This is a genomic window from Nonomuraea thailandensis, assembly GCF_024172165.1.
In the GTDB taxonomy this organism is placed as follows: Bacteria; Actinomycetota; Actinomycetes; order Streptosporangiales; family Streptosporangiaceae; genus Nonomuraea; species Nonomuraea thailandensis.
Map to the genome: position 1 here is coordinate 4,793,560 of NZ_JAMZEB010000002.1, position 15,007 is coordinate 4,808,566.

Consider the following 15,007-nt stretch of genomic DNA (forward strand, 5'->3'; position numbering starts at 1 on the left):
CGTCGATGAGTTGAGCACCAACGATGATTTCTGCACCGAATATCAGGGAGGCTTATGCTGCCCGCAGTGCCATGTGCGGCCTCGACCACGGTTCTTCCGCCGTGGACGGCCTGCGCGCCTGCCACCCGCGTCCGCTGCCCGGTTACTGGGCTTACGCATCAGGTGCTCCGGCCCGATGTCGCTTCCGTGAAGGTGCGCCACGTCCATCGGAACCCCGATCGGACGGAGGAGGTCGGCACGCCCCTGTTCGTCATGGCGAAGGAGGACGGGCAGTGGCGCTTGACCGCTTGCCAGGACACCAGCGTGCTCAGCGCCGACTGAGCGCATTCGACGGCGAAACGCTTCCAGCGGCGGCGGAGTGTCGGGACGCCGGCCGCCCCGCTGGATGACCGAGCGGGTCCGCGACGCGATCTGCAGGCAGTCCGGCGGGTGGCGGAGCGTTGCGGACCGTGCGGTCGCGATTGTCCATCACGTCGGGCACGTTCGCGCCATGGGGGCAGGTCGATGTACGCGTGCCAGCCGGCGGCGCCGTGGCGGGCACGGGGGCTCTCGGGTCGGCCGCGTGAACGCCCACGCCACACAAATACCGTGGCGAAATAATTCGCCACGGTATTTGCTGTTCACCTTTTCAGGCGGGCGACAACAATTTCGGACTCAATCACCGATCGTCATGCCAACCAGATTCCCGCGCGCTAGTTCCAGGCGCGAAGGAAGTCGGACTTGTCGTGATCCCACTTGTTGTGGTGGTGATCGGACTCGTCGTGACCCCACTTCTGGGGCTTGTCGTCGTCGTACTTGTCGATCTTGCCGTAAACGAACTTGCCGAAGACGACCTTCTTGTGGCCCCACTTGCCGTGGCGGTGGTCGGACTTGTCGTGATCCCACTTGTTGTGGTGGTAATCGGACTCGTCGTAGCTCCACTTTTGGGGCTTGTCGTCGCTGTACTTGTCGATGTTGCCGTAAACGAACTTGCCGAAGACGACCTTCTTGTGGTTCCGCTTGCCGTGGTCCCACTTGTCGTGGTGCCGGTCGGACTCGTCTTCGTCCTTCCACTTGTCGCGGTCGGACTCGTCTTCGTCGCCCCACTCGCCGCGGTCGGACTCGTCTTCGTCGTCCCACTCGCCGCGGCCGGACTCGTTCTCGTCGTCCCGCCAGGAGAAACCGCACGGGTGCGAGGCGAAGCCCGTGCAGCCCATGGCCAGCTCCCCTGTCGATGCGGAGCCGGCGTCGGCCTGGGGCGCGGCCGAGCTTGCGCTCGCCACTCCCTGGGCCAGCGGAGCGGACAGGAGACCGGCGGCCGCAGCGGCCAGAGCTAGCATCGCGATACGCCCGTGGCGGGGCGTCCGCGATCGCTGGATTTCGGTATTCACGTGGTTTTTCCGTTCATGGATAAATCGGCGCGAAATCCGGTGCCTGCATCTCGTTAGACATCCGGACGGAAGCAGACATACCCGCCAGGATCATTGTATTTACGCCTATCAAGCTAAACAGCCCACCAAATCCAGCCTCTTCAAAGGGGTCATCATTCAACAACGATTTTGGCTTCGTTTGCATGTCGCGAGACATAGCTAGACGCTCGTTCCAATAAATTCCCATTCAAGCTCCTCGCGACAAGGTGGCGACAAGGAACCCGGCATGACGCTCAAGCGGCGTTGATCTTGCAGTAAATCCGCTTCCTGACCGGGGAGTCCGTTGAGCCCGATGGCATAGCCCCTGCTGATGCGGCGGGCGAACGGCTCGTGGAGCCCGCATCACGGCACCTGGCACGCCATGAAGCGGATGGAGATCCTTGTCACGATCGAGGCGGTGCACCGGAAGAAGGCGCCCTGCCCGACCATGACGAGTTGCAGCGCGCGTTCCGGAGCGGGAAACCGCTGCAGTCGATGGCCTTCGGCGAGATCCTCGACGCGTCTGCATCCGATTCCTTGGGGCTTGCGAAGAACAAGGATGTGGGTGAGACACGAAGCGCGGAGGCGGCGACCGCGACAGGTGCGCGGCTGGCGAGGATCCTGGGGGCGGTGGCGTTGGCCGCCATGGTGGCGTGCCAGGTCATGTCCGGGCTCGACGCCGATCCGGCACGGTTCACCGAGGTGATCGTGGCGCTGCTCGCGGTTTCCGCCTGCTGCTTCGCCGCCGCCGTCTGGGGCGTGGCCGGAGCGGCCGGCGCGTTCGGGGCGGCGGTGCTCATCGGGTACGTGGCTGAGCTGGTCGGGCTGCTGACCGGGTTCCCGTTCGGCGACTACCGCTACAGCGGCCTGCTGTGGCCGCAGGTCGGCGGCGTACCGGTGGCGGTGGCGCTGGCCTGGGGCGGGATGGGGCTGGCGGCGTACGCGGTGGCGGCGGCGATCGTCCCCGTGCCCGGATGGGGGCGGGTGGCCGCCGGCGCGCTCGCGCTGACCGCGTGGGACCTGTTCCTCGATCCGCAGATGGTGCGGATGGGGTTGTGGTCGTGGGCCGGGGAAGGGCCGTACCGGGGGATCCCGGTGAGCAACTACGCGGGCTGGCTGCTGGTGTCGGCGCTGGTCATGCTGGCGATCCAGCGGGTGACCCGCGAGGGCGGGCCGCCGGACGGCCGCGCCCCGCGCGGGCTCTGGAGCGTCTACGCGACGATGGCCGTCATGGAGACGGTCGGCTTCGCCGCGGTGTTCCAGCCGCCGGACCCGCTGGTCGCCGCGGTCGGAGGGATCTCGATGGGGGCGCTCGCCGCGCTGTCTTGGAGGCGGACATGGCAAGGGTGACGGGATGGCCGAGGTGACGGGATGGCCGAGGCGACGGGATGGCCGAGGTGACGGGAGGGCTGGTGTGGCTGCATGGCTGAGGTGACGGTGGTTGGCGGCGGGGTCGGCGGGATGGTGTGCGCGCTGCTGCTGGCCAGGGTGGGCCACCGGGTGCGGCTCTACGAGCGGCTGCCGCGGCTGGGCGGCAAGCTGGCTGAGCACCGCCGCGACGGGTTCACGTTCTCGCTGGGGCCGTCGCTGCTGACCATGCCCGGCCTGTTCCGCGAGCTGGGGCTCGATCGGGAGCTGGTGGAGCCGGCGGAGCTGTGCCGCTACCACTTCGCCGACGGGAGCACGCTGACCGCGCGCCGTGACCCCCACCGCATGGCCGCCGAGGTGGAACGGCTGGCCCCCGGAGAGGGCGACGCCTGGCGGGCCTTTTTCCGGTGGGCCGACGGCTGCCTGCGTGCGGCGGGCCGGACATTCTTCTCGGGGCCGCTCATCCGCCGCTCCGGCGACGCCCGGCCGAGCGACCTGCTGGCCGTCGCGCCCGCCAGCACGCTCGCGGGCCTGGCCCGCCGCTATTTCCGCGACCCGCGCCTGCGCCAGTACGTCGGCCGGTACGCCACCTACGCGGGCTCCAGCCCGTACCGTGCGCCGGCCGCGCTGGGCTGCGTCCCCGCGCTGGAGCACGGCCAGGGTGCCTGGTACGTCCCCGGCGGCCTGCCCCGGCTGGCCGACGACCTGGCGGTGCTGCTGAGGGCCGCCGGAGTGCTGGTCCACCTGTCCACCCCCGTCGCCGGGATCATCAGCGATGAGGGCCGGGTCACCGGAGTGCGGCTGGCCGACGGTGAACGGCGGCGGGCGGACGTCGTGGTGGTCAACGCCGACGCCGCCGAGCTGTACGGCAACCTGCTGCCGGACCGGCGGCGCCTGCGCCGGCTCGCCCGGCTCGGGCTGTCGTCGTCGGCGTTCCTGCTGCTGGCCGGGGTCGAAGGGAGGACTCCCGGGCTGGCGCACCACACGGTGTCGTTCTCGGGGGACTACGAGCGGGAGTTCGCCGACATTTTCGACCGGCGGGAGCCGCCGCTCGATCCCAGCGTGTACATCGGCTGCTCGGCCGTGGACGACCCGTCGCAGGCGCCCGAAGGGGCGGAGAACTGGACGATGCTCGTCAACGTGCCCGCGCGCGATCCGGGGCGGTGGGACATGGGGGTGGAGGCGTACCGGGACCTGGTGCTGGAACGGCTCGCCGCCCGCGGCCACGACCTGTCGGGACGGCTGCGCTTCGTGGACGTCTTCACGCCCGCCGACCTGCGCGACCGGTACGGCGCCTGGGGCGGGGCCATCTACGGCAGCGCCTACCGGGGCCGCCTGGCCCCCTTCGCCCGGCCCGGCAACCGGGGGCCACGCCGCGGGCTCTACCTGGTGGGCGGCTCGACCCATCCGGGCGGCGGCCTGCCGATGGTGACCCTGGGCGCCCGCATCGTGGCCGACCTGGTACGCGAGGACTTCCACCCGAACGAACGCCCAGACGGGCGGCCGGACACGTGGGCGAGCGCACGACCGGACAGGCGACAGGGCCGGCGACAGGGCCGGCGACCGGGCGGATGGGCGGGAACGCGATGAGGCCGTTCACCGCCGCCCGAGCACTCACCGCCGCCCGAGCATTCACCGCCGCCCGGGCACTCACCGCTGCCCAGGCGGTCGCGGCGGCCGTGGTGGTCGCCCGCCTGGCACGCGGCCGGAACCGCCTCCCGCCCCTGCGTCCCGTGCTCCACCCGCCCGCCACCACGACCACCGCAACCGCCGACATCACGGCCACCGACGCTGCCGGCCCCGCTCGCAACGAACAGGCAGCACCCGATACCGCCGCCCGTGCCACACCGGCGGCACCCGCCATCGACATTTCGGTGGTGATTCCGGCGCGGGATGAGGCCGCCCGGATCGGGCCCTGTTTGATGGCCGTGTCGAACGACCCGGCCGTGGCCGAAGTGATCGTGGTCGATGACGGGTCGCGTGACGGCACCGGTGAGCTGGCCGCGTCCATGGGCGCGACCGTCGTCACCGGGGCGCCTCTGCCCGAAGGGTGGGTGGGCAAGCAGTGGGCGCTGCGGCAGGGGGTCGCGGCCGCCCGGGGGCGGGTGGTGGTCACACTGGACGCCGACGCCCGGCCCGAGCCCGGGCTGGTCGGGGCGCTGGTCCGGGCGCTCGACGACTACGACCTGGTGAGCGCCGCGCCCCGGTTCGCCTGTGACGGTGCGCTGGAGCAGGCCCTGCACGCCGCCATGCTGGCGACGCTGGTCTACCGGTTCGGCCCCGTCGGCCCGGCGAAGCCGCCGCCACCCCACCGGGTCATCGCCAACGGGCAGTGCCTGGCCTTCCGGCGGGAGGCGATGGCCGCGGCCGACGGTTTCGGCGCCGTACGGGAGAAGATGACCGACGACGTGGCGCTCGCCCGGCACCTGGCGGGCCGCGGCTGGCGGGTGGGCTTCCTCGACGCTGGGGCGCTGCTGGAGGTCGACATGCACGACTCGGCCGCCGAGCTGTGGCGCGAATGGGGCCGCTCGCTGCCGCTGCACGACGTGACGGATCCCGTCCGGCAGGCCGCCGACCTGGCGGTCGTCTGGCTGACGGCGGGGCTGCCGGTGCTGCGCCTGGCCTTCGGCCGGCCGGCCGTGCTGGACGTCGCGCTCCTGGCGGGGCGGCTGCTGCTCACCGGCGCCCTGCGCGGCAGCTACAGCCGTCCGGGGCTCGGCCTGCTCCTGTCGCCCCTGCTCGACCCGGCCGCCGCCGCGCGCCTGACCCAGGCCACGCTCCGCCCGGTGCGCACCTGGCGCGGCCGCACATACCCGCCGGACCGCGTGGGCGCGCAGGGAACCGTCGGCTCGCCGGACCCCGTGAGCTCGCCCGGATCCGGTGGAAGGCCGGGCTCGGTGAACGCGGCATACCCGAGGACTCGGCCGGACCCCGTTGAGCCCACCGGGCCGGGCAACCCTGGCGGGCCCGGCGGGGTCAGCGGCGGCGGGAGCTCAGGGCGGCCTGGCCGAAGCGGAGCCCGATGAGGCACATCAGCGCCCCCGTGGCCGCCACCAGCTCGACCGGGGCGAACAGGAGCTGCAGGACCGGGACGCCGAACACCGCCAGCCGCGCTCCCACCGCGAACGAGCGCGTCGCCACCGCCACCGCGGCCAGCAGCACGATCGCCAGCACGAACGCGGGCGGGCAGATCACCGCCACTCCGCCCGCGAAGGTCAGGATCGACCGGCCCCCGCGGAAGCCGGCGAACACCGGCCAGGCGTGCCCGATCATCGCCGCCGCCACCGCCAGGCACACCGGCACGGCGCCGGCCCCTGCCACCACGCCCAGCGAGGTGGTGTGCACGCCGCTGACCAGCAACGCGAACAGCCCGGCGAACGTGCCTTTGAGCGTGTCACCGGCGAACACCGGAACCGCGGCGCGCCAGCCGAGCTGTTCCTTGACGTTCCAGAAGCCGGGATTGCGGTCTCCGACGGCTCGCGGGTCGAACCCGTGGCGGCGTGCCAGGAGCACCGCGACCGGGATCGAGCCGACCAGATAGCCGACGATGACCGACACCAGAGCTGCGATGACCATCGCCTCGTTCCACCTCATCCGTTACGACACCGTTGACGCGATGCGTCACATGGCCTTCGACCGCCCGCTGCTGCGGCGCACCGGCGGGCTCACGTTCTGGCGGTTGCTGGGCACGGGCCAGGGCCGGGCGATGTCGCTGGGGGCCGACCTGCGCCGCTGGGCCCTGTTCGCGGTCTGGCGGGAGGAGGCGGACCTGGAGGCGTTCCTGCGCGACTCCCCCATCGCCGCCCGCTGGCGCGCGGAGGCGGGCGAGAGCTGGCAGGTCCGCCTCGCCCCGCTCACCTCGCGCGGCAGCTGGGGCGGCCGCGACCCCTTCGGCAGCAGCCCTTCCGGTCGTGCCCCCTCCGGCGGCGACCTCCCCGACGACAGCCTCTCCGGCCGCGGTCCCGCGACGGCGCCGGGGCGGGCCGGGGGTGGGCCCGTCGCCGTGCTCACCAGGGCCTCCATCCGGGTGCGGCGCCTGGTCGCGTTCTATCGCTCGGTCCCGGCCGTGGACGGGCTGCTGCACCGGCAGGACGGGTGCCTGGCCTCCATCGGGATGGGTGAGTTGCCGCTGGCCAGGCAGGCGACCTTCTCCCTGTGGCGGGACCAGCAGGCGATGCTCCACTTCGCGTACGGGGACAACGCCCACCTGAGGGTCACCGCCCAGGTCCGCCGGCACGACTGGTACAGCGAGCAGCTCTTCGCCCGTTTCACCCCGTACGCCAGCGAAGGCACCTGGAACGGCGCGAACCCCCTGGCCTGACCCGGTCACACCGGCTCCACCGCCGCGACCGCGATCCTGGCCGCCAGGTTCTCCCTGGCCAGGGCGCAGGCGACCACGCAGGCGCGGCTGATCGTGGCCGCCGTCGAGGAGCCGTGCGCGATGACCACCACGGAACGCAGCCCCAGCAGCGCGGCTCCCCCATGCGTCTGCGGGTCGTAGCGGCGGGCCACCTCGGAGAGCCGGCCCGGCTCGGCGATGCCTGCCTGCGCGACCATGGTCAGCGCCGTGCGCACGCAGCCTTCGACGTTCTTCAGCACCACGTTGCCGGTGAAGCCGTCGGTGACGATCACGTCCACCAGCCCGGTCAGCACGTCGTGGCCCTCCACGTTGCCGTGGAAGCGCAGCGGCAGGCGCTGCAGCGCCTGCGACGCCCGCACGGCCAGCCGGTTGCCCTTGCCGGGCTCCGAGCCGATGGACAGCAGCCCGGCCACGGGGTCGGGCACCCCGAGGACGGCGCGGGCGTATCCGGTGCCGAGCAGGGCGAACTGGGCCATCATCTGCGGGGTCGGATCGGCGGTGGCGCCGGCGTCCACGAGCACGCTGGCGCCGCCGGTCAGCGCGGGCAGGGCCACGGCGAGGGCGGGCCGCAGCACGCCGGGGGCCCGGCCGATCGCGCGGACGGCCTCGGAGACCACCGCGCCGGTCGAGCCGGCCGACACGAACGCGCCGCCCTCCTGGCGGCGTACCAGGTCGCAGCCCACGGTCAGGCTCGTGGCCGGGCCGCCCCTGCCGGACGCGCCGCGCTCCGACATGGGCACGACGTCGGGGGCGTGCACGATCGGCAGGTCGGCGCCGTGGCGCGCCAGCTCCCGCTCCAGCTCCGGCGCCCGCCCGACCAGCACCACGGGCACGCCGTGCGCCCGCCAGGCGTCCACCGCGCCCGCCACGGTCTCGCCCGGCCCGTGGTCGCCGCCCATGGCGTCCAGCACGACCGGCTCGTCCCCTGCCACGCCGCCCGCGGCCACCGGGCTGGTCCGGATCACCATGCTCGGCGCCACCGGGCTGCTCGGGCTCACCATGCCCGGGGCCACCGGGCTGCTCGGGATCAACGGGCCCGGGGCCACCGGGCTGCTCGGGATCAACGGGTCACCACTCGCCGGGCCGCCGTTCGCCCGCCCGTCGCCGGTCATGGCAGCTCCACGCTCACGCGGCGTTCGGCGCGACCCGCGCCGGCCGAGGCCAGCAGGTGGCGGGCGAAGGCGGCGGCCTTGCGGCGGCGCGGCACGCGTACGCGCCTGGCCAGGACCTCGAAGCCGCCGCGCTCGATCTCGGCGAGGATCCCGCCGTACAGCTCGTACGCGGCCCGGATGCACGGTCGCGACGACTCCACCAGCAGCTCGATGCCCGGCAGCGCGGCCCGGTAGTGGTCGCGGGCCCGCCCCGCCTCGAAGGCGATCAGGTCGCGCACCGCCCGCCCCGTACGCGGCCGGCCGAGGTCGTCCGCCTCGACCCCGAACTTGGCCAGGTCCTCGGTGGGCAGGTAGACGCGCCCCCTGGCGTGGTCCTCGGCCACGTCGCGCAGGAAGTTGGTGAGCTGGAAGGCCAGCCCGAGCTGCCTGGCGGGCTCCCTGGCACGTTCCTCCTGGCCGGGCAGCGCCTCCAGGACCGGCAGCATCATGGTGCCGATCACGGCGGCCGAGCCCTCCATGTAGCCGAGCAGGTCGTCGTAGGTCTCGTACCGGGTGACGGACAGGTCGGAGCGCATCGCCGCGAGGAAGGCGTCGATGTCGCCCCGGCGGACGGCGAAGGAGCGCACGGTGTGCAGGAAGGCGGGCAGGACGGGGTCCCTGACGGGCTCGCCGGCCAGGCCGCGGGCGACGGTGGCGCCCAGCGTGGCCAGGGCCCGCGCGCGGTCGGCCGTCATGGTGAAGGAGTCGACGATCTCGTCGGCGTAGCGGGCGAACCCGTACAGGGCGTGGACGTGACGGCGCTTCCACGGCGGCAGCAGCCGGGTGGCCAGGTAGTACGAGCGGCCGTAGCGGGCGTGCAGCAGGCGGCAGCGTTCGTAGCTCGCGGTCAGGGTCAACGGGTTTCCTTCAGGATGCGTTCGGCGGCGAGCCTGCCGGAGATCAGCACCGGCGGGACCCCGACGCCCGGCGCGGTGTGCATCCCGGCGAAGTGCAGGCCGGGCACGCGGCGGGCGATGCCGGACGGGCGCAGCCACGCGGTCTGCGTGAACCGGTGGTCCAGCGCGAACGGGGTCCCGGCGCTGTGTCCGAGCGCGGCCCAGGCGGGCGGGTCGAGCACCAGGCGGGGCGCGCCCGACAGGTCTCCGTAGCCGAGCGCCTCCAGCTTGCCGAGCAGCCGGTCCTCCAGGCGGGGGCGCAGCTCGTCCCAGTCGGCGGCGGGCAGGTTGGGGGCGGGTTCGAGGACGCTGAGCGTGGCGTGGCCGTCCGGGGCGGCGTCGCGGTCGGCGACCGGACAGGTGATCAGCAGGCTCGGGTCGGGCTGCGGGCGGCCCGCTTCGAGGGCGGCGAAGGTGGCGTGCCAGTCCCGGCCGAACTGCACGGTGTGGTGGGCCTGGCCGGGCAGCTCGCGGTCCAGGCCGAAGTGCAGGACCACGCAGGAGGGCGCGTGCCGCGGCCGGCGCGTGCGCCAGTCGGCGGCGCGGCCGGGCAGCAGCCGTTCGGCGGCGAGCCGGTCGCAGGCGGCGACCACGTGAGCGGCGGGCAGCCGTTCGCCGTCCTCCAGCAGGACGCCGGTGACGCCGTCCGGGCCGGCCTCGACGCGCCGGGCGCGCACGCCGTACCTGATGGGGGCGCCGAGCTTGCCCAGCAGGGCCGCCAGCGCCGCCGGGATGGCGTGCATGCCGCCGTGCTCGGGGAAGTACACGCCGCCGACGGTGTCCATGTGGGCGATGACGGCGTAGATGCCGAGGGCGCGCATCGGTGACAGGCCGACGTATAGGGCCTGGAACGTGTGCGCCTTGATCAGCCGCTCGTCGGTCAGGTGGCGGGCGGCCAGCCGGTCCATGCGGCGGAAGCCGCCCAGCGCCGCGACCCTGGCCAGGGCGAGGGGCCGGACCAGGGAGCGCAGCCGGGTCATGTCCGCGTCGATGAACGCCGGCCACTCCGCCTCGAACAGCTCGCCGAGCAGCCGCCGGTACCGCAGGTAGCGGGCGGCCTCGGCGGGGCCGCACAGCGCGCGCACCTGCTCGGCCATCGCCTCCCGCTCCGGCAGCACGTCCAGGTGCGAGCCGTCATGGAAGGCCAGCCGGTACGCCGGGTCGAGGCGGCGCAGCGGCAGCCAGCTCTCCAGCTCCTCCCCCGCGGCCCCGAACGTGTCGGCGAGCACGCCCGGCATGGTCAGCACGGACGGCCCGGTGTCGAACCGGTACGGCCCGCTGCGCGCCGTTCCACAGCACCCGCCCGGCTCGTCCCTGGCCTCCACGATGGTCACCTCGCGCCCGGCGGCGGCCAGCCGGACGGCCGCCGCCAGCCCGGCGAGCCCGGCTCCGATCACCACGACGGGCCCGTGGCGCCGCATCAGCCGTCTCCTTCCGCGATCCCGGACGGGCGCATCAGCTGCTCCTGTCGGTGGCCAGGGCGGCCAGCTCGGTGAGGGCCTCGACGGCGTCGGACGGCAGGTCGGGCGCGTTCTTGAGCACCCGCACGGCCTCGTCGGCGAGGGCCGCGATGCGCCGCTCGGTGTCGGCGAGCGCGCCGCAGCCGACGATCAGCTCGCGTGCCGCGTCCGCCTCCTCCTCGGTACGGACCGCGTCCAGCAGCGCCGCCCCCTCCGGCCCCGAGCGCTCCCTGGCGCGGGCGAGCAGGTAGGAGACCTTGCCCTGGCGCAGGTCGGCGATGGGCTTGCCGAGCCGCTCCCGGTCGCCGAACACGCCGAGGACGTCGTCCCTGAGCTGGAACGCCTCCCCCACCGGCAGCGCGTAGCCGCTCAGCACCCGCCGCGTCGGCCCGTCGCCGCCCGCGACGGCGTGTCCCAGGTGCAGGGGCCGTTCGACGGTGTACTTGGCCGACTTGTACACGGCGATGGCGCGCGGGTCGGCGGCTCCGCCCGCCGCGGCGGCCAGGTCGAGCCGCTGGCCGCTGATGGCCTCCACGCGGAGCCGGACCAGGATGTCGAGTGTGTCGCGCAGGTGCGGCCCGGCGTCGAGAAGGGCGGCGTCGGCCCAGGTCAGGGCCAGCAGGGCGAGCAGGGTGGCCTGGGACTCGCCGTACCGGGCGGCGTCCCCGCGCAGGCTCGCGCGCCGGTGCTCCTCGGCCAGGGCGACGTGCGCGGCGGGGCGGCCCCGCCGTTCGGGGGCCTCGTCCATGACGTCGTCGAGCATCAGCGCCGCGGCGTGCACCAGCTCGACCGCGCACGCGGCGTGGAGTACCGCGTCGAGGCCGTCGTCGGTGCCGCCCGCGGCGCGGTGGCCCCAGTAGACGAAGGCGGGCCGCAGCCGCTTGCCCCCGCCGGTGACGAAGTTCACCAGGTGGCGGCGTACCTGCTCGGCGCCCTGTCCACCCGGTTGTCCCGCGTACGCGGGGCCCAGCTCGGCGACACGCCGGTCGAGCAGCTCGTTCAGGCGCCGGTCGACCAGCTCGCGCACCTGGCCGGTCCGCGCGGTCACAGTTGTCATACAGGCCACTCCTTGTCGGTATATAGGTTTTCGCAGGGAGATCTCCGCCGGTTGCATCCAGCGGTGGACGGGCCGCGAAAGGATGGTCGCGGGCACGCGTCCGCGCAGGGAGACAGCGCAGACAGATCACGCGTCAGCGCTGGACACGTGCCGCACCGGAGAGCACGTGTCAGCGCGGGGAGACGAGGACGGGCCGTGAGCGAAGAGGAGGCCGGGTACGGCATCGGTGCCGTCTCGCGGCAGCTCGGCGTCCCGGCGCCCACGTTGCGCACCTGGAACCTGCGCTACGGTCTCGGCCCCAGCCGGCGCAGCCCCGGCGGTCACCGCCGCTACGACGCGGGCGACCTGCGGCGGCTGCGGGAGATGCAGCGCCTGATCGCGCAGGGCGTGCCGCCGGCGGAGGCGGCCAGGCACGTGCTGACGACGCTGCCCATCCCCGTCCCCGAGCCCGTCCCCGAGCCCGTCCCCGAGCCTGGCCCTGTAGCCGAGCCTGGCCCTGTAGCCGAGCCTGGCCCTGTAGCCGAGCCTGGCCCTGTGGCCGATACCGGGCCGGCGTCCGCGCGCGCGGTCCCGCCCGGGCCGGACGCGCTGGTAGAGGCCGCCGGGCGGCTCGACGGTCACGCCGTCTCGGTGCTGCTGGACGGTGCGCTGGCCGCCCGGGGCGTGCGGTGGACGTGGGAGCGGCTCATCCTGCCCGCCTTCGACACCATCTGCGCGGGCCAGAACGGCGACGGAACGGGCATCGACGTCGAGCACCTGCTCTCGGACCAGATTCTGGCCTCCCTGCATCGCCTGCCCGGCGGCCGGCTCCCGTCGCGGTCGCGTCCGGTGCTGCTGGCATGCGCCGAGGATGAGCAGCACACGCTGCCGGTGCACGCGCTGGCCGCGGCGCTGGGCGAGCTGGGTGTCCAGACCCGCGTGCTCGGCGCCCGCACCCCTTATGCCGCCCTCGCTCACGCGATGCGCCGGCTGCGTCCGGTGGTGGTGTTCCTGTGGTCGCAGCAGACGACCACCGGTGACACCGGCCCGCTGGCCTCACTGCCGGACGTGCTGCCGGACACGCCTGACGTGCCGCCGGACGCGGTCCACGGCTGCCGGGTCGTGGTCGGTGGCCCCGGCTGGAGTGGCGACCTCCCCTCGGGGGTCGTCAAGGTGACGACCTTCGAGAAGGCCGTGCACCAAATCACCGGCATCGTCCTTTGAGCCTTTCTTTCCCGCGTCGTCGTTGTGCGCTTCCTCCCGGTCCGCTATGAATAAGTTTTGAATAGGTTTTGGGGAGGAGCGGGGACATGCGAGAGATCTCGGCCGTGAGTGACGCGGAGGCCATCAGTGACTGCTACCGGCGGCACGCCCCCGCCGTCCGCACCTTTCTGCGGCGTCTCGTCTCGCCCCAGGACGTGGAGGATGTGCTGCAGGTCGTCTTCGCCGATGTCTGGCGCTCGCGCGAGCGCTACGATCCGGCGCGGAGCCAGGCCGCCTGGGTGTTCCTCATCGCACGCCGGCGGGCGGTCGACCACCTGCGCGTACGCCGGGTGTGCACGGTGCCGCTCGAGGCCGTGGCCGAGGCCGGGACGCCGCACGAGCAGGCGGCCGACGACAGGCTGGCCGACCGTGACCGGGTCCGCGCGGCGCTCGCCCAGCTCTCGCTCGCCCAGCGGCAGGTGATCGAGCTGGCCTACTACGGTGAGCTGACCCAGCAGGAGATCGCCGAACGGCTCCGGGTACCGCTCGGCACGGTCAAGGCCCGCACCTCACGCGGCCTGCACAAGCTGTCGGCCCTGCTCAGCGAGGCGGCCTAGGAGTACTTTGTTGGTCTTTGCAACGTCCGGTCGGCCCCGCGGAACAGGACACCTGCGCCTGTTCCGGTTGGGAGATCCGCGACGCACTCGGGGCGGGGGACTCCAAGCGGTTCCACGCCGTCTTCCGGCGCGTACCCAAGAGCGCCACGACCGTCGACCTGGACCTTCTCAAGCTCGGGCTCTTCAAGAACGTGCGCATCGCCAAGGAATGAACGCAGGGTGTCGCCACCGGCGACGGGCCTCTCCGCGTGGAGCGTCTCCGTCGTCAGGGATCGGGGATGGTGAGGTTGACCGCGAATCCGCCTTCGGGGCGAGGGTTCGTGGTCAGCGTCCCGCCGTAGAGCCTGGCGCGCTCGCGCATGCCGATCAAGCCATGCCCGCCCTCCCCATGCGGCCTGGGCTCCACCGGCCGCTCCGGCGCGTCGTTGGCCACACTCACTGTCAGAGCGCCGGACCGGCGGCACACGGTGACCACCGCACGGCACGGCCCGGCATGCTTGATGACGTTGGTCAGCGCCTCCTGGACGACCCGGTACGCCGTCAGCTGGAGGCCGGGAGGCAGCTCCTCGACGTCCCCCTGCACGTGCAGATCGGCGTCGACGCCCGCCAGGCGGACCCGCTCGATCAGCGGCGCCAGCTGCGCCACTCCGAGCACCCGCTCAGCAGCCCCGTCCGCGGCGAGCTGCCCGGCGGGAGCCTCGGCCGGCTCGGTCGCGTCTTCGACCGCGTCGGAGCCGCGCAGGAGGTGGAGAACCCGGCGCAGTTCCTCCAGGGTTTCCCGGCTGGTGTCGGCGATGGTGTTCACGGCGGTTCGCGCGGTGGCCGGATCGGAGTCGAGCACGTAATCCGCCACACCCGCCTGCAACGAGATCACCGTCACGTGGTGGGCGACGATGTCGTGCAACTCCCGTGAGATGCGCAGCCTCTCACGGGTGATCGCCTGCTCGGTGTGCCGGAGCTGCTCCTGCTCCAGCCGCAGCGAGGCCTCGGCGAGCCGCCGGTTCGCCTCGGCGAGCTGCCGGTTGCGGTGGGACAGCTGCCGTGCCAGCCCGCCGAGGATCCACGCCGCCACCAGCACCGCGACGGCCTGGGCGACGGCTGCGGTCACGCCGAAGTACGGCACCTGCAGCCCACCGATGAGCAGTACCGCTCCGGCGAGCAGCGCCCCCGCAGCCGTGTCCCGGGCCGGTTTCGCCGCGGCCACGCTGTAGAACGCCAGCACCGGCCCCCACGAGATGAGACCGGGTGTGTAGCCGTCCAGCAGGTAGCAGAAGAAGGCGATCGTACTCACCAGCAGTGCCGTCATCGGCGCGGCACGGCGTCCGGCGAGAGGCAGCCAGATCAGCGCGGTCCACATGTACCCGGCCGCGTCCAGTGGCCGCCATCCCGGCTGCTCCCACAGGCTCAGGGCCACGGTCACCGCCGCGAACAGCACGGCGGCCAGAGCGGCGTCCAGCGCCCACGCGCCCGGCCCGTGCAGCCGCCACGTCGACGTCCCGTCGTCATGCACCGGCCACAGCTTAGCCAT

At 73.2% G+C, this 15,007-nt stretch carries 15 protein-coding genes; 7 read left to right on the plus strand and 8 right to left on the minus strand.

Annotated features, from left to right (window positions below):
• Positions 1-692: 692 nt before the first annotated feature.
• The gene (locus HD597_RS25640; protein WP_253745267.1) at positions 693-1,319 is read right to left on the minus strand and encodes a hypothetical protein; all 627 of its coding nucleotides are present in this window, start codon (positions 1,317-1,319) and stop codon (positions 693-695) included.
• Between the two features lie 64 nt (positions 1,320-1,383).
• Positions 1,384-1,596 (minus strand): hypothetical protein, encoded by a 213-nt coding sequence (locus tag HD597_RS25645; RefSeq protein ID WP_253745268.1) that lies wholly within the window; start codon positions 1,594-1,596, stop codon positions 1,384-1,386.
• A 353-nt stretch (positions 1,597-1,949) separates the two neighbouring features.
• On the opposite strand from HD597_RS25645, the gene HD597_RS25650 reads away from it, so the two are divergent.
• The 3 genes from HD597_RS25650 (at position 1,950) to HD597_RS25660 (ending at position 5,782) form a co-directional block, all read left to right on the plus strand.
• Positions 1,950-2,738: a carotenoid biosynthesis protein gene (locus HD597_RS25650; RefSeq protein WP_253745269.1), complete on the plus strand. Its 789-nt coding sequence runs from the start codon at positions 1,950-1,952 to the stop codon at positions 2,736-2,738.
• A gap of 72 nt (positions 2,739-2,810) precedes the next feature.
• On the plus strand, positions 2,811-4,346 hold the full coding sequence (locus tag HD597_RS25655) for a phytoene desaturase family protein (protein WP_253745270.1): 1,536 nt from the start codon (positions 2,811-2,813) through the stop codon (positions 4,344-4,346).
• Entirely contained in the window at positions 4,343-5,782 is a 1,440-nt protein-coding gene (locus HD597_RS25660) for a glycosyltransferase family 2 protein (protein WP_253745271.1), read from the plus strand. Before HD597_RS25655 ends, HD597_RS25660 begins: the two co-directional genes overlap by 4 nt.
• Here the strand turns inward: HD597_RS25660 and HD597_RS25665 are convergent.
• Positions 5,733-6,332 (minus strand): glycerol-3-phosphate acyltransferase, encoded by a 600-nt coding sequence (locus HD597_RS25665; RefSeq protein WP_253745272.1) that lies wholly within the window; start codon positions 6,330-6,332, stop codon positions 5,733-5,735. The genes HD597_RS25660 and HD597_RS25665 overlap by 50 nt on opposite strands.
• Here HD597_RS25665 and HD597_RS25670 point away from each other — a divergent pair.
• The gene (locus tag HD597_RS25670) at positions 6,325-7,077 is read left to right on the plus strand and encodes a spheroidene monooxygenase (protein ID WP_253745273.1); all 753 of its coding nucleotides are present in this window, start codon (positions 6,325-6,327) and stop codon (positions 7,075-7,077) included. The two genes, HD597_RS25665 and HD597_RS25670, sit on opposite strands and share 8 nt — an antisense overlap.
• Before the next feature lie 5 nt (positions 7,078-7,082).
• On the opposite strand, the gene plsX is transcribed toward HD597_RS25670, so the two are convergent.
• From plsX to HD597_RS25690, 4 genes are read right to left on the minus strand one after another with little or no spacing between them, the layout of a single operon-like run.
• Positions 7,083-8,228: a phosphate acyltransferase PlsX gene (gene plsX / locus HD597_RS25675; RefSeq protein WP_253745274.1), complete on the minus strand. Its 1,146-nt coding sequence runs from the start codon at positions 8,226-8,228 to the stop codon at positions 7,083-7,085.
• Positions 8,225-9,124 carry a phytoene/squalene synthase family protein gene (locus HD597_RS25680; RefSeq protein WP_253745275.1) on the minus strand — a complete coding sequence of 300 codons (900 nt, stop codon included), beginning with the start codon at positions 9,122-9,124 and terminating at the stop codon, positions 8,225-8,227. The genes plsX and HD597_RS25680 overlap by 4 nt, the downstream gene beginning before the upstream one ends.
• Complete coding sequence (gene crtI / locus HD597_RS25685; RefSeq protein WP_253745276.1) at positions 9,121-10,584, minus strand: phytoene desaturase family protein; 1,464 nt, start codon at positions 10,582-10,584, stop codon at positions 9,121-9,123. Before crtI ends, HD597_RS25680 begins: the two co-directional genes overlap by 4 nt.
• A 34-nt stretch (positions 10,585-10,618) precedes the next feature.
• Complete coding sequence (locus HD597_RS25690) at positions 10,619-11,680, minus strand: polyprenyl synthetase family protein (protein WP_253745277.1); 1,062 nt, start codon at positions 11,678-11,680, stop codon at positions 10,619-10,621.
• A 195-nt stretch (positions 11,681-11,875) separates the two neighbouring features.
• On the opposite strand from HD597_RS25690, the gene HD597_RS25695 reads away from it, so the two are divergent.
• From HD597_RS25695 to HD597_RS25705, 3 genes are all read left to right on the plus strand, one after another.
• Positions 11,876-12,883: a MerR family transcriptional regulator gene (locus tag HD597_RS25695; protein WP_253745278.1), complete on the plus strand. Its 1,008-nt coding sequence runs from the start codon at positions 11,876-11,878 to the stop codon at positions 12,881-12,883.
• Positions 12,884-12,969: 86 nt separating this feature from the next.
• Entirely contained in the window at positions 12,970-13,479 is a 510-nt protein-coding gene (locus tag HD597_RS25700; RefSeq protein ID WP_253745279.1) for a sigma-70 family RNA polymerase sigma factor, read from the plus strand.
• 17 nt (positions 13,480-13,496) lie between these two features.
• Positions 13,497-13,691 carry a hypothetical protein gene (locus tag HD597_RS25705; protein WP_253745280.1) on the plus strand — a complete coding sequence of 65 codons (195 nt, stop codon included), beginning with the start codon at positions 13,497-13,499 and terminating at the stop codon, positions 13,689-13,691.
• A gap of 53 nt (positions 13,692-13,744) precedes the next feature.
• Here HD597_RS25705 and HD597_RS25710 read toward each other — a convergent pair whose 3' ends face one another.
• Complete coding sequence (locus HD597_RS25710; protein WP_253745281.1) at positions 13,745-15,007, minus strand: sensor histidine kinase; 1,263 nt, start codon at positions 15,005-15,007, stop codon at positions 13,745-13,747.

Excerpts from the sequence above, each read along its gene's own strand:
- HD597_RS25640 (WP_253745267.1), bottom strand. The coding sequence starts at position 1,319 with ATGCTAGCTCTGGCCGCTGCGGCCGCCGGTCTCCTGTCCGCTCCGCTG.
- HD597_RS25660 (WP_253745271.1), top strand. The coding sequence starts at position 4,343 with ATGAGGCCGTTCACCGCCGCCCGAGCACTCACCGCCGCCCGAGCATTC.
- HD597_RS25700 (WP_253745279.1), top strand. The coding sequence starts at position 12,970 with ATGCGAGAGATCTCGGCCGTGAGTGACGCGGAGGCCATCAGTGACTGC.
- crtI (WP_253745276.1), bottom strand. The coding sequence starts at position 10,584 with ATGCGGCGCCACGGGCCCGTCGTGGTGATCGGAGCCGGGCTCGCCGGG.
- HD597_RS25655 (WP_253745270.1), top strand. The coding sequence starts at position 2,811 with ATGGCTGAGGTGACGGTGGTTGGCGGCGGGGTCGGCGGGATGGTGTGC.
- HD597_RS25690 (WP_253745277.1), bottom strand. The coding sequence starts at position 11,680 with ATGACAACTGTGACCGCGCGGACCGGCCAGGTGCGCGAGCTGGTCGAC.
- HD597_RS25665 (WP_253745272.1), bottom strand. The coding sequence starts at position 6,332 with ATGGTCATCGCAGCTCTGGTGTCGGTCATCGTCGGCTATCTGGTCGGC.
- HD597_RS25710 (WP_253745281.1), bottom strand. The coding sequence starts at position 15,007 with ATGGCTAAGCTGTGGCCGGTGCATGACGACGGGACGTCGACGTGGCGG.
- HD597_RS25645 (WP_253745268.1), bottom strand. The coding sequence starts at position 1,596 with ATGGGAATTTATTGGAACGAGCGTCTAGCTATGTCTCGCGACATGCAA.
- HD597_RS25670 (WP_253745273.1), top strand. The coding sequence starts at position 6,325 with ATGACCATCGCCTCGTTCCACCTCATCCGTTACGACACCGTTGACGCG.
- plsX (WP_253745274.1), bottom strand. The coding sequence starts at position 8,228 with ATGACCGGCGACGGGCGGGCGAACGGCGGCCCGGCGAGTGGTGACCCG.